12 protein-coding genes are annotated in these 13,784 nt (G+C 34.7%); 9 read left to right on the top strand and 3 right to left on the bottom strand.

Annotated elements, in window-relative coordinates; all coding sequences use genetic code 11:
- The first annotated feature begins 25 nt into the window (after positions 1 to 25).
- The 8 genes from rsfS to BMY39_RS11600 all read left to right on the top strand — a co-directional run bounded on the left by rsfS (position 26) and on the right by BMY39_RS11600 (position 6,970).
- Positions 26 to 397 carry a ribosome silencing factor gene (rsfS, locus tag BMY39_RS11635; RefSeq protein WP_092579813.1) on the top strand — a complete coding sequence of 124 codons (372 nt, stop codon included), beginning with the start codon at positions 26 to 28 and terminating at the stop codon, positions 395 to 397.
- A 7-nt stretch (positions 398 to 404) separates the two neighbouring features.
- Positions 405 to 2,342, top strand: coding sequence for an ATP-dependent zinc metalloprotease FtsH (gene ftsH, locus BMY39_RS11630; protein ID WP_092579811.1), 1,938 nt, complete (start codon positions 405 to 407; stop codon positions 2,340 to 2,342).
- A gap of 109 nt (positions 2,343 to 2,451) precedes the next feature.
- Positions 2,452 to 3,060, top strand: coding sequence for an LUD domain-containing protein (locus tag BMY39_RS11625; RefSeq protein ID WP_092580271.1), 609 nt, complete (start codon positions 2,452 to 2,454; stop codon positions 3,058 to 3,060).
- 16 nt (positions 3,061 to 3,076) lie between these two features.
- Complete coding sequence (locus tag BMY39_RS11620) at positions 3,077 to 3,895, top strand: phosphatidate cytidylyltransferase (RefSeq protein ID WP_092579809.1); 819 nt, start codon at positions 3,077 to 3,079, stop codon at positions 3,893 to 3,895.
- Positions 3,885 to 4,541, top strand: a complete 657-nt coding sequence (locus BMY39_RS11615; protein ID WP_092579807.1) for a phosphatidylserine decarboxylase family protein — start codon at positions 3,885 to 3,887, stop codon at positions 4,539 to 4,541. Before BMY39_RS11620 ends, BMY39_RS11615 begins: the two co-directional genes overlap by 11 nt.
- Positions 4,534 to 4,800, top strand: a complete 267-nt coding sequence (locus BMY39_RS11610; protein WP_092579805.1) for an acyl-CoA-binding protein — start codon at positions 4,534 to 4,536, stop codon at positions 4,798 to 4,800. The genes BMY39_RS11615 and BMY39_RS11610 overlap by 8 nt, the downstream gene beginning before the upstream one ends.
- Before the next feature lie 110 nt (positions 4,801 to 4,910).
- The gene (locus BMY39_RS11605) at positions 4,911 to 5,984 is read left to right on the top strand and encodes an N-acetylmuramoyl-L-alanine amidase family protein (protein ID WP_092579803.1); all 1,074 of its coding nucleotides are present in this window, start codon (positions 4,911 to 4,913) and stop codon (positions 5,982 to 5,984) included.
- A gap of 101 nt (positions 5,985 to 6,085) precedes the next feature.
- Entirely contained in the window at positions 6,086 to 6,970 is an 885-nt protein-coding gene (locus BMY39_RS11600) for a dienelactone hydrolase family protein (RefSeq protein ID WP_092579801.1), read from the top strand.
- A gap of 2 nt (positions 6,971 to 6,972) precedes the next feature.
- Here BMY39_RS11600 and BMY39_RS11595 read toward each other — a convergent pair whose 3' ends face one another.
- Together BMY39_RS11595 and BMY39_RS11585 are read right to left on the bottom strand one after the other, a co-directional pair.
- Positions 6,973 to 8,328 (bottom strand): UDP-N-acetylmuramate--L-alanine ligase, encoded by a 1,356-nt coding sequence (locus tag BMY39_RS11595; protein ID WP_092579799.1) that lies wholly within the window; start codon positions 8,326 to 8,328, stop codon positions 6,973 to 6,975.
- A gap of 262 nt (positions 8,329 to 8,590) precedes the next feature.
- Positions 8,591 to 10,858, bottom strand: a complete 2,268-nt coding sequence (locus BMY39_RS11585) for an aconitate hydratase (protein WP_092579795.1) — start codon at positions 10,856 to 10,858, stop codon at positions 8,591 to 8,593.
- A gap of 234 nt (positions 10,859 to 11,092) precedes the next feature.
- On the opposite strand from BMY39_RS11585, the gene BMY39_RS11580 reads away from it, so the two are divergent.
- Complete coding sequence (locus BMY39_RS11580; protein WP_394333965.1) at positions 11,093 to 12,775, top strand: DUF8201 family protein; 1,683 nt, start codon at positions 11,093 to 11,095, stop codon at positions 12,773 to 12,775.
- A 53-nt stretch (positions 12,776 to 12,828) separates the two neighbouring features.
- On the opposite strand, the gene BMY39_RS11575 is transcribed toward BMY39_RS11580, so the two are convergent.
- Positions 12,829 to 13,782 (bottom strand): AAA family ATPase, encoded by a 954-nt coding sequence (locus BMY39_RS11575; protein WP_092579791.1) that lies wholly within the window; start codon positions 13,780 to 13,782, stop codon positions 12,829 to 12,831.
- Positions 13,783 to 13,784: the final 2 nt, after the last annotated feature.

Raw genomic sequence — 13,784 nt, 5'->3', positions numbered from 1 at the left:
ACTTTGCACAAATTAAATAAAATTAATGGCGAAAGAAAAAATAAGCGCAGATCAGTTAATATCAGTTATAATTAGTGGAATTGAAGATGTAAAAGGTAAGGAAATCAGTATTTTAGACCTTAGGGAAATTGAAAATACAGTTTGCGATTATTTTATAATATGTGAAGGTACTTCAAATACTCAAGTTAACGCCATAGTTAATTCCATTCAAAAAAAGGTAAGCAAAGAACTTAAGGATCATCCGTGGCATGTTGAAGGTGCGGAGAATGCTGAATGGGTATTATTAGACTATGTAAATATTGCTGTACATGTGTTTCAAAAACATACTAGGGAATATTATGATATCGAGAGCCTTTGGGGAGATGCAAAAACAACAGTTATAGAAACGAGTTACTAAAACACACATGGCAAAAGACAATAAAAATACAAAAGATAACAAACCAAGGTTTAGTCCTTATTGGATTTACGGTATCATACTATCACTATTTTTAGTATTTACCCTTTTTAACAATAGCGGCATAGATACTGGAAACACAACTAACCCTACCGAATTTTTCAAGTTTGTTCGAGATGGAGATGTTGCTAAGGTTGAAGTAGTTAACAGAAGGTTGGCAAAAGTTTATCTTACAAAAGAAGCAGCACAAAAGGAAGTTCATAAAAAATCTAAACCAACAAGTTTTACTTTATCTGCGGCACAAGTACCCAATTACAGATTTGAATTTGGGGAGTTAGAGATTTTCCAAAATAAATTAAACGAGATTATTGAGGAGGAAAGTTTAGAATTAGAACCCGTTTATATTACAGAAGAAAACCATTTAGCCGATTTTCTAATTGGCATTCTACCATTTGTCTTACTCATTGCGGTTTGGATATTTATTATGAGACGTATGTCTGGTGGTGCTGGTGGTGGTGCCGGAGGACAAATTTTTAATATTGGTAAATCGAAGGCGAAACTATTTGACCAAAATACCGAAGTAAAAACAACATTTAAGGATGTTGCTGGATTAGAAGGCGCAAAAGAAGAAGTTCAGGAGATTGTTGATTTCCTTAAGTTTCCAGAAAAATATACCACACTTGGTGGTAAGATTCCAAAAGGCGCATTACTAGTAGGCCCTCCAGGAACAGGTAAAACCTTATTGGCTAGAGCTGTTGCAGGTGAAGCTAAAGTACCTTTCTTTTCCCTATCAGGATCTGATTTTGTTGAGATGTTTGTTGGTGTTGGCGCGTCTCGTGTTCGTGATTTGTTTAAACAAGCTAAAGAAAAGTCTCCGTCTATTATCTTTATTGATGAAATTGATGCTATTGGTCGTGCCAGAGGCAAAAACGCCATGTCTGGTAGTAATGATGAGCGTGAAAACACACTAAATCAACTATTAACTGAAATGGATGGTTTTGGCACTAATTCTAATGTAATTGTGATGGCCGCCACAAATAGAGCTGATATTTTAGATAAAGCATTAATGCGTGCAGGACGTTTTGATAGGCAGATTTTTGTGGACTTACCTGATGTTCGTGAGCGCAAGGAAATCTTTGAAGTACATCTTAGACCTTTAAAGAAAACAAAAGATTTAGATACCGATTTCCTATCAAAACAAACACCTGGTTTCTCTGGAGCAGACATTGCAAACGTTTGTAACGAAGCAGCACTAATTGCTGCTAGAAATGGGAAAAAGGCCGTAGATAAGCAAGATTTCTTAGATGCAGTAGATAGAATTATTGGCGGTCTAGAAAAGAAAAACAAAATTATTACTCCAAGCGAAAAACAAGCCGTTGCTTACCATGAAGCAGGACATGCTACTGTAAGCTGGATGTTAGAACACGCTGCGCCTTTGGTAAAGGTTACTATTGTACCTCGCGGACGTTCGCTAGGAGCAGCTTGGTATTTACCAGAGGAACGCCTTATTGTACGCCCAGAACAAATGCTAGACGAGATGTGTGCTGCATTAGGAGGACGTGCAGCGGAAAAAGTGATTTTTAATAAAATTTCTACTGGTGCTTTAAGCGATTTAGAAAAAGTAACGAAACAAGCGCGAGCCATGGTTACCATTTACGGTTTGAGTGACAAAGTTGGAAACTTAACGTATTATGATTCCTCACAAAGCGAATATGGTTTTACGAAGCCTTATAGTGAAAAAACAGCAGAACTTATTGACAAGGAAATATCTGATATTATTGAAAAGCAGTACCAACGAGCTGTTAAGCTGCTAGAGGATAATAAGGATAAATTAACAGAACTGGCGGAAGTACTTTTAGAGAAAGAGGTGATTTTTAAAGATAACTTAGAAAAGATTTTTGGAAAGCGTCCTTTTGACAAAGAGGAACGAGAAACTTTAGACAAATAAAAAATACCGACAAGCTTTTAGTAAAAATCTTAAATTAGTCTAAGGAATAGTTTAAGATTTTTTATATTTGGAAAACTCACATTATAAAAGGTTAATAGCAAATACCTCAATGAATCTTTTTAAAAAAATTTTCGGATTAAAATCAAAACCATCTGAAAAGGAAATAAAGTCTGATGACCGTGGTAAATACATGCCCGAGCTTAAATTGCCAATAGACGAGAAGTTCACAATAAACTTTAAGGCTAATGGTGGTAAGTTCTTATACTGTGATAATTTGAACGAAGTATTTTCCAATTTCAACCACATCATTCAAGAAAATTCATGGGAAGATAAACAAGCATTTATCATAGACAATAATCTTGAGGAAAAGTTTAAGTCGCTCGATGTAAATTCCACAAAAAACTCTAATAAAGCTACATACTTTTTAACTACTTGTGAGAACCTTATTGCTACTGACGGTTCTTTGTTGATAAGCTCAAATCAAATTGCAACCAAAAAATTGCCTGAGCTACCTTTCAATGTAATCGTATTTGCTACTACAAGCCAAATTGTTGATAATATAGGCGAAGGGCTGCGAGGTATAAAATCAAAAAACAGACAACACATCCCTACTAACATCACTACGATAAAACATTTTAAGTCTGGTGATGAAAAAGACTTTTTAAGTTACGGTAGTAGCGCAAAAAACTTATATTTGCTGCTATTGGAGGATTTATAATCAAGTAGCTTTAAAAATGAAAGACATGTTATTGCGCTCACTATCTGGTTTGCTCTATGTTGTACTATTAATTGTAGCTTTAAGTTTAAATACACCTCACCTTTTCACTATTTTATTTTTTATTCTAGGTATTTTATCACTATTCGAATTCAATAAACTAATTCAATTAAAAAGTGTAATACCCTATGTTATATTTACTATCCTGTACGCCTTTTTTGGATATTGGCAAATGGCTATAAAATCTGATACAGGTGTAGATGAAGCTACACAGATACTTGTGGTAATAACCATATTTGTAGATTTATTCTTGATTAAAGATTTGTTTTCTAGAAAAACTATCCCATTATTTATTACCAAGCGATTTATAATCACTACGTTTTATCTTTCAAGTGGTTTTGTGTTTTTGGTTCTGATTGCTAGGGTTTTTAGTGCAAAAATATTGCTGGGTGCATTTATACTGGTATGGGTAAACGATTCTTTTGCATATTTGATTGGAAAGAATTTTGGCAAACAAAAACTATTTGAAAAAATTTCTCCGAAGAAAACAGTAGAAGGGTTTTTGGGCGGACTGTTTTTCTCATGTATTGCTAGTTATTTTATTGCTAGTTTAACTAATACACTAAGTTTTACAAACTGGTTAATGCTGGCTATTATTGTTACTGTTTTTGGAACATTGGGAGATCTAATAGAATCCAAATTTAAGCGTCAGGCCGAGGTGAAAGATAGCGGCACCATTATGCCTGGACATGGCGGTTTGCTGGACCGTTTGGACAGTATTATTTTTGCCTCCCCTTTTATTTACGTATTTTTAAGAATTTTACATTATGTTTCATAAAGAAGGCCATAAAATAATACTCTTCACCTTAATCACAGTTGTAGGCTGCTTTTTATTAGTAGATAGCTTTGTTTCTATATTCTGGTTAAGAACAATAATACTTATTGCATTACTTATATTTTTAATCCTTATTCTACAATTCTTTAGAAACCCTAAACGTCATACCCAACAAAATGATGGTAATGTAGTATCTCCAGTTGATGGTAAGGTGGTAGTGATTGAAGAAGTTTTCGAAAAAGAATATTTTAATGAAAAGCGCTTACAAGTGAGCGTATTTATGTCACCATTAAATGTGCATGTTACACGGTATCCTGTTAGTGGCAACGTAGTATTTAGCAAATATCACCCTGGTAAATATCTTGTCGCATGGCATCCAAAAGCAAGTGAAGAAAACGAACGTACTACGGTGGTAGTAGATAACGCTAAATACGGCAAAGTACTTTACCGACAAATTGCAGGGGCTTTAGCCAAACGCATTGTCAATTATGCTAAAGTAGATGATAAAGCTATACAGGGATCAGATTCCGGATTTATAAAATTTGGATCTCGTGTGGATTTATTTTTACCCTTAGACACCAAAATTAAAGTGAAATTAAACCAAAAGGTACGCGGGGGAGAAAGCATTATAGCACAAATTAATGAGTGATACTTCTTTAAATAAAATCTTTGAGGAAGCGGTAGCGCGAGTTAATGCTCACACAGAGCCTTTTCCTGCTGACACCCTTTTAAAGCTTTATGCTTATTACAAAAAGGCAACTAATGATTATGGTAAACCGCGAAGCAAAAAACCCATCATTAATGCCTTTAAAACCAACGCATTATTTCAGGTTAAGGATATCTCAGAGGATGAAGCAAAACAAGCCTATATAGACTTGGTAAATCAATATTTTCTATATCGTAAATAAGTCAAATCCAACTTCTATAACAAGCCATTCTTGCCTTTTCAAAGCACATCTTAGAATAAACTCTCTTAAATTTCGTTTGCATTGAAGTAAAAAACAACTTATTACTCCTAATGCACAAAAAACTAATTGCCTTATTTGTTACTTCTTTAACGGTATTTAACGGGATTACCCAAACATCAGGTAAGGAAGTGATGAGTGAAAAAGGAGATGGCATATATTCACTATTACGTAAGCATGGTTTAGAGCCAACCAAATATTATTCAATGTTTATTGAGTTAAACAAAGACAGGTTAAAAAATAATAACGCCTTACTGCTAGGAAAAACATACCTTCTTCCTAAACAAGACCAAGACACATTACCCATACTCGATAATTATGGTATAACAGATAGTATCCCGGTTCCTTCTATACAATCACAACCAATAGATACTATTACTACTACTAAAAAAGAAACTATAAAATTTTCAATTTTTGGAAAAGCATATGAAAATATTATAAAAGAGAGTGACATACTAAACGGTGCTATTTACTATTTAATTTCTGGACATGGTGGACCCGATCCTGGTGCTATTGAAATGTATAGTGGCAATCTTATTTCTGAAGACGAGTATGCCTACGATGTTACCCTAAGATTGGCACGTAAACTTATGGCAAACGGCGCGAAGGTTTACGTTATTATAAAAGACCATAATGATGGCATAAGAGATAAAAAAGTGCTGGAAGTAGATTATGATGAAACCTATTATCCCGACAACCCGATTTCTAGAAGCCAAAAACTACGACTTCGTGAGCGTACAAAGGCAGTAAACAAATTGTATTTAAAACATAAAGGTGCTTACCAAAGGTTGATTGTTACACATATTGATAGCCGAAGTAAAGGAAAAAATATTGATGTATTCTTTTATCATGACCATAAAAGTAATAGTGGGAAGACATTAGCATTAAATATTCACAACGCATTTAAACAGAAATACGCAAAACACCAACCAAACCGCACCTATTCTGGGACCGTAAGTTCACGTAGTTTATATGTAATTAAAAACACCTTGCCCGCAATGGTATACATTGAATTAGGAAATATTAAAAACAAAATAGACCAAAGACGTATTCTTAATTATGAAAACAGGGAAGCTTTGGCTAAATGGGTTTATGAAGGACTATTGGTAGATTTTAAAGAGCGTTAAAGTCAAGCTTGTTACACTTTAAAACAGTTTTTTTATTGTAAATTACTCATTCAATTGTAAATAACACTTCAAAAAATATCACCTTATAAACATAGAGTTTTATGAAACCACTTAAAAAAGAAGATATTAAACAGGAAGTTTTCGACCTATATGATGATTATGCACATAATAAATTAGATCGTAGACAGTTTATGGAAAAGCTGTCGCTATATGCCATTGGTAGCATTACAGTAACGTCTTTACTTAGTTTTATTACTCCTAATTACCTTGAAAATTTAGTGGTTCAACCTAATGATAAACGATTGGATTCTGATTATATAACGTACGATTCTCCAAAAGGTGGCGGTTCTATTAAAGGACTATTATCTAAACCTAAACGACCTAAAAAACTACCGGGTATAATAGTTGTGCATGAGAACAGAGGTTTAAATCCTTATATTGAGGATGTGGGTAGACGTGCTGCTCTTGAAGGTTTTATTAGTTTAGCTCCTGACGCACTTTCTCCTCTAGGTGGTTATCCAGGAAATGATGATGAGGGCCGAACATTACAACGACAACGTGATAAACAAGAAATGCTAGAAGATTTTGTTGCTGCATTTAATTATTTAAAAAAACACAAAAACTGTAATGGCAATATTGGTGTAGTAGGATTTTGTTTTGGTGGATGGATTTCTAATATGATGGCTGTTAAAGTACCAGATTTAAAAGCTGCTGTTCCTTTTTATGGCAGCCAACCTTCAGATGAGGATGTTACAAAAATACAAGCACCACTTTTGTTACATTTTGCCGAGTTAGATAAACGCGTAAACGCCGGTTGGCCAGATTACGAAGCTGCTCTTAAGGCAGACAATAAACTATACGAAGCTTATTTTTATCCAGGTGTTAATCATGGATTCCATAATAATAGTACACCTCGATTTGATGAAGCAGCTGCTGCTTTAGCGTGGGAGAGAACGATTACTTTTTTTAACGAAAAGTTAAAATAATCTTATTCAATTAGCTTTTTAACAGCATCAAAATCCAGCCCACCATAATTCCCAGAACTCATTAACAACAATGCCTTATTATCGAAGTTTTGCGAAAAGAGAAAGTTTTTAAAATCGTCTGGATTTGTATAAATAATTAAATCTTTACGTTGAAAGGCTTCAGCGATTTGCTCAAGCGTAACCTCTTCCAATTTTTTAATTTCTACAGCGTGCGGTGAATAAAATACAACAGCTACATCGGCAGCATCTAATGCGCTTTTATATTCTTTTAAAAATTCAGCATTTAAACTACTGTAGGTATGCAGCTCCAAACATGCTACTAAGGTTCTATTTTGGTATTGTTCTTTTACAGCATTGGTTGTAGCTTTTACTTTACTAGGTGAATGAGCAAAATCCTTATATGCCACACTGGTTGTACTTTCAGCTATTCTTTCCAAACGCTTACTAGCACCTTTAAAAGTTGAAATGGCTTCGTAAAAATCATCTTCATCAATACCCATATGCTGGCAAATCCATTTAGCGCCTGCCAAGTTATTCAAGTTGTGTTTTCCAAACACTTCTATTGGCAAATCACCTTCTGGTGTTTCTAAAAGTGTTTGTCCGTTTTCAACCCTATACGCTGGTGTTTGGTATGGTAATTTTCTAATGGTATTATCACTAGCCTCAACAACACGTTTCACCTCTGGATCTTCTTCATTATAATTGATACTTCCTCCGGATATTATGGAATCCACAAAAATGCTAAACTGCTCTACATAGTTTTCATAGGTTGGAAAAACGTTAATATGATCCCAAGCAATACCGCTTAACAATGCTATATTTGGTTTGTACAGATGAAATTTTGGCCGTCTATCAATAGGAGAACTCAAATATTCATCACCTTCTAAAACTATAAAATCATTGTCCTCCGTAAGTTTTACCATTACATAAAAACCTTCTAATTGTGCACCTACCATATAGTCTACATCCTTGTCGTGATAATGCATTACATGTAAAATCATGGAAGTAATTGTAGTTTTCCCATGACTTCCACCAATAACTACTCGGGTTTTGTGTTTGGATTGTTCGTACAAAAATTCAGGATAGCTATAAATCGTTAGTCCTAATTCTTGAGCTTTCAACAACTCTGGATTATCTTCTTTAGCGTGCATCCCTAAGACTATAGCATCTAAACTTGAAGTAATTTTTTCTGGGTACCAACCGAAAGATTCAGGTAATAGACCTTTAGCTTCCAATCGAGATTTTGAGGGTTCAAAAATGGTATCGTCGCTTCCAGTTACCTGATAACCTTTATTATGTAATGCCAGCGCCAAATTATGCATTGCCGCACCACCTATAGCTATAAAATGTACGTTCATGAAACAAATATCAAACTCTAAGTTTAAAGTTCAAAGTTTAATATTAAAAAGTTATGAGCTTAATCAAAGATGTAGGTTTTATTAATCTGAGGGATTTAATGCTTCGACTGCGTTCAGTTCAGGCAACATGTATGAAATCCCCAGCGAAGGTGGCATTGAGTAATGCAAGCCCGACCAGACCTTGGGAGAGAAACGACCAACTATTTAAAACAAAAAATCCAGCCTTTACAGACTGGATTTTTAAATTATAATTACTTAAAAATTAAGCGTTTTGTTTTTTAATTAAATTAAGCGCTGAACCTTCATTATACCATGCAATTTGCGCATTATTGTATGTGTGATTTAGCTTGATTACATCTTTACTGCCATCGGCATGCACTGCTTCTAAGGTTAATTGCTTATCTGGAGCAAACTCATTTAAATCTAGAAAGTTGAAGGTATCGTCTTCTTGAATTAAATCGTAATCTGCTTCATTAGCGAACGTTAAACCTAACATCCCTTGTTTCTTCAAGTTTGTTTCGTGGATACGTGCAAATGATTTTACGATTACTGCCGCAACACCTAAATGACGTGGCTGCATCGCTGCGTGCTCTCTAGAAGAACCTTCGCCGTAGTTATGGTCTCCTACAACTATTGTTTTAATACCTTTTGCTTTGTATTGACGCTGTACATCTGGCACACCCCCATACTCACCAGTTAATTGGTTTTTAACAAAGTTTGTCTTCTTGTTAAAAGCGTTTACAGCACCTATTAAGGTGTTATTCGCAATATTATCTAAATGCCCTCTAAAACGTAACCACGGTCCAGCCATAGAAATATGGTCTGTAGTACATTTTCCAAAAGCTTTAATTAATAATTTAGCTCCTGTGATTGTAGCTCCAAGAGGTTCAAATGGTGTTAATAATTGTAAACGTTCAGAATCATCTTTCACTACTACATTTACATGACTTCCATCAGCTTCTGGAGCAAGATAACCGTTATCTTTTACATCAAAACCTTTAGGTGGCAATTCCCATCCTGTTGGTTCGTCTAACATTACTTCTTCGCCATTTTCGTTAATTAAGGTATCCGTTAACGGATTAAAATCTAAACGACCAGCAATGGCAATTGCCGCAGTTAATTCTGGAGACGCTACAAAAGCGTGCGTGTTTGGATTTCCATCCGCACGTTTCGCAAAGTTTCTATTAAATGAATGCACTATACTATTTTTTGGTGCATTTTTTGGATCTGAATATCTTGCCCATTGCCCAATACATGGGCCACAAGCGTTCGTAAATATTTTAGCATCTAGTTTTTCAAATACTTGAAGAATGCCATCGCGTTCTGCTGTATAACGTACTTGCTCTGAACCTGGATTAATACCAAATTCTGCCTTAGTTTTTAAACCTTTATCTAAAGCCTGTTGCGCAATAGAAGAAGCCCTTGATAAATCTTCATATGAGGAGTTTGTACAAGATCCAATCAATCCCCATTCTACTTTTATCGGCCAATCATTGGCTTTAGCCTTTTCAGTCATTTCAGAACCCACAGCCGTAGATAAATCTGGAGTGAATGGTCCGTTTAGTAATGGTCCTAATTCCGATAAGTTAATTTCAATCACTTGATCAAAATACTGCTCTGGATTTTCATATACTTCAGGATCTGCAGTTAAATGCGCTTTTACTTTGTTAGCAGCATCAGCAACATCTTCCCTATCGGTAGCGCGTAAATAGCGCTCCATTGAATCATCATACCCAAATGTTGAAGTAGTAGCTCCAATTTCAGCTCCCATGTTACAAATGGTTCCTTTTCCAGTACAAGACATTGATAAGGCACCAGGACCAAAATATTCAACAATTGCTCCTGTTCCACCTTTTACGGTAAGAATTTCAGCAACTTTTAAAATCACATCTTTCGGCGCAGTCCAACCAGATAATTTTCCAGTTAATCTCACACCGATTAATTTAGGGAATTTTAATTCCCATGCCATACCTGCCATTACATCAACTGCATCGGCACCACCAACACCAATAGCTACCATACCTAAACCACCAGCGTTTACAGTATGAGAATCTGTACCAATCATCATTCCGCCAGGGAACGCATAGTTTTCTAAAACTACTTGGTGAATAATTCCTGCTCCGGGTTTCCAAAATCCGATACCGTATTTATTTGATACAGATTCTAAAAAATCAAATACTTCACTACTTACTGAGTTTGCATGTTTTAAATCAGTTGCGGCACCTTCTTTAGCTTGAATTAAGTGGTCACAATGTACCGTAGTAGGTACTGCAACTTTACTTTTTCCCGCTTGCATAAACTGCAAAAGCGCCATTTGAGCGGTAGCATCTTGACATGCGATTCTATCAGGAGCAAAATCAACATAATCCTTTCCTCTTACAAATGCCTTGGTAGGGTTCCCATCCCATAAGTGATTATATAATATTTTTTCAGAAAGCGTCAACGGCTTTCCAACAACTTCGCGTGCTTTATCCACTCGCTCTGCCATTGTGGAGTAAACTCCTTTTATCATCTCAATGTCAAATGCCATATAAAATTTTTTAAGGTTTTAGTTATTGTTTTACAGTCTCGCAAAATACGAAATTATTACAAAGATTTAAAAATTATGCTGCGATTACTAATACTTAAGATACTTATTTACTATTACGTTATTTTAAATGCAAATGATTGTATTTTTTTTAGTCGGAATTAACTATTTCTAATGAATTAATAATTCTGAATTTACCATTTATCAATACCTTTGAAACATACGAAACAAAACTAAATGCTTTTAATTCTTTTAAGCTGGGTTTACATTGCCCTAACATGTTTCAATTTTGGAGTTGTCTTTCGTAAACTCTTCAAGATTGATGACTGCCACATTGCAATACATCAAATACTAGGGCTTTTCCTTTATACTTTACTTACCAGTGTATTTGCCTTCTTCATAAGAATTAATATTGAATACTATATTGGTATTTTGATATTGAACATTTTCATGACATTTATGTTTAGGAAAGCAGCTATTGCATTCTTAAATAAATTTAAAAATACATTTAGGTCGTTCAAAATTCAAAATAAACTAATATTCATCTTGCTGTTTATTTTGGTATTAGCCCAAAGTGCCACTAAACCTTATCTTATTGATAATGAGACGTATTACATTCAAACCATCAAATGGATTAATGAGTTTGGCTATGTTAAAGGACTGGCAAATTTACACTTGTTTTTAGGACAGAATTCATCGTGGCACACCTTGCAAGCAGGTTTTAATTTTTCATTCCTATCCAATGTTTTTAATGATATTAACGGATTTATTTTTGTTGTTTTAGGCTTTCTATTTGTTGAAAAGTTAAATGAGGCACCTAATAATTATAATTATTTTTTAGGGTTGGTGCTCGTATTCAGTTTGTTCTTTATGCAATTTGTAAACGCCCCTTCTCCTGATTTAATCATCTTTTTAATAGCACCCTATGTGATTTACGAATACCTGTTATATAACGCTAATATTTCAAGCTCTAAATTCAACATCCTATTTAGCTTGGTTCTTTTTTTATGTTTTGTAAAAGTAACAATGGTAGTGCTCTCTATTTTGATCGTTGTGCTTTTCCTTAACAACTTCAAAACTCTAAGGGCGAGTATCCCACAATATACCATACTCTCACTTTTTGTCTTTGGCCTGTTTTTACTAAAGAACTATACGTTTTCTGGATATTTGCTTTATCCAATATCGGCTTTTGATATTTTACATGTAGATTGGAAGCTACCACCAGAGCTGTTACAACTCTATAAAACTGGCACTTATCAATCTGGGATGAACAACATAGATGTCTCACAATTTAACCTTGTGGAAAAACTAAAATACTGGTTGCAAATTCCAAAGCTTCATGGGCTATTTAATAAAGTATTTTTGATGTTATTAATGGTATTCCCGTTTTGCATCATTAAAAGCAAAAACAAAAAACCATTGCTTGTTATTTATACGTTAGCCGTTTTACAATTTGTAGTAGTATGGTTAAATTCGCCGCAGTACCGATTCTTCTTTGTTTTTATCGTGATCCTTTCACTTTTAATAGTTGTTCACGTATTTAAATCTCGAAAATTAGGTATAAACATCATTTATGTGTCATTGGTATTAAGCGCTATTCCTATTTTTATTCCCATAGATTTAAACAGCTTTACCTCTAATAACTTTGCAATGTCTATGAGTAATTTTAAACTTAAAAACATTATGGTTCCTGAAGAAAACACAAAAACACAAACTACATTTTCTAAAGAAATTATCAGTGGTTTTGAATTTAATTCACCTGGTAAAGATGTATTTTTTTGGGGCACTGGTAATGGTGATTTACCCTGTGTGAATAAACAGCAGGTGGAATATATTAAAAAATATTATCATTTGGTACCTCAGCTAAGAACAGACGATTTGCGAGATGGGTTTATTTCTTCAAAAGTGAGTACAAAATAATTTTTGTACTATGTTTCGACTGTGGTCAGTTTGAAACAGAAATAACTAAAACATTAGAACAAACTTTTAATAACCTGTTTTTCAGTAATACCCTCGGCTTCTGCTTTATAGTTTTTTATTATACGGTGCCTTAATACGCTAGTAGCCACGGCTTGTACATCTTCGTTATCTGGAGAGAACTTCCCATTAATAGCGGCATGCGTTTTTGCTGCTAAAATTAAGTTTTGTGATGCCCTTGGGCCTGCACCCCAATCAATATACTGTTTTACAATTTCTGGAGCGGCTGTACCTTCTGGCCTTGTTTTCCCAACCATAGCAACTGCATATTCAATAACATTATCAGCAACAGGAATTCTTCTAATAACATGCTGATACTCCAAAATTTCCTCAGCAGAAAATAAAGCATTTACCTCTACTTTCTCATCATTTGTGGTTGCCTTTACAACTTGTACTTCCTCTTTAAATGATGGGTATTCTAGATTTATGGCAAACATAAAACGGTCTAACTGCGCTTCAGGTAACGGATAGGTTCCTTCCTGCTCAATTGGGTTTTGAGTTGCGAGTACAAAATAAGGCAAACTTAATTTGTAGTGGTGTCCAGCTACAGTAATTGCCCGTTCTTGCATTGCTTCTAGTAACGCGGCTTGTGTTTTTGGCGGCGTTCTATTTATTTCATCTGCTAATATAATGTTTGCAAAAATGGGTCCTTTTACAAATTTAAAATGGCGGTCTTCATCTAAAATTTCACTTCCCAATATATCACTTGGCATTAAATCTGGAGTGAACTGAATACGCTTAAAATCTAGCCCTAAAGCTTGAGCTATTGTATTTACCATTAACGTTTTAGCCAACCCAGGCACACCAATAAGCAAAGAGTGGCCACCTGAAAAAACCGAAATTAAAATTTGGTTTATTACCTCGTCTTGTCCAACAATTACCTTGGCTATTTCTTGTTTTAAAGCTTTATATTTTTTTACAAACTGTTCTACTGCAGCAACATCAGACATAA

The sequence above is a fragment of the Hyunsoonleella jejuensis genome (genome assembly GCF_900111025.1).
Taxonomy (GTDB): domain Bacteria; phylum Bacteroidota; class Bacteroidia; order Flavobacteriales; family Flavobacteriaceae; genus Jejuia; species Jejuia jejuensis.
The sequence above is the reverse complement of the archived record's forward strand: the minus strand, read 5'-3'. Positions and strand labels throughout refer to the sequence as shown.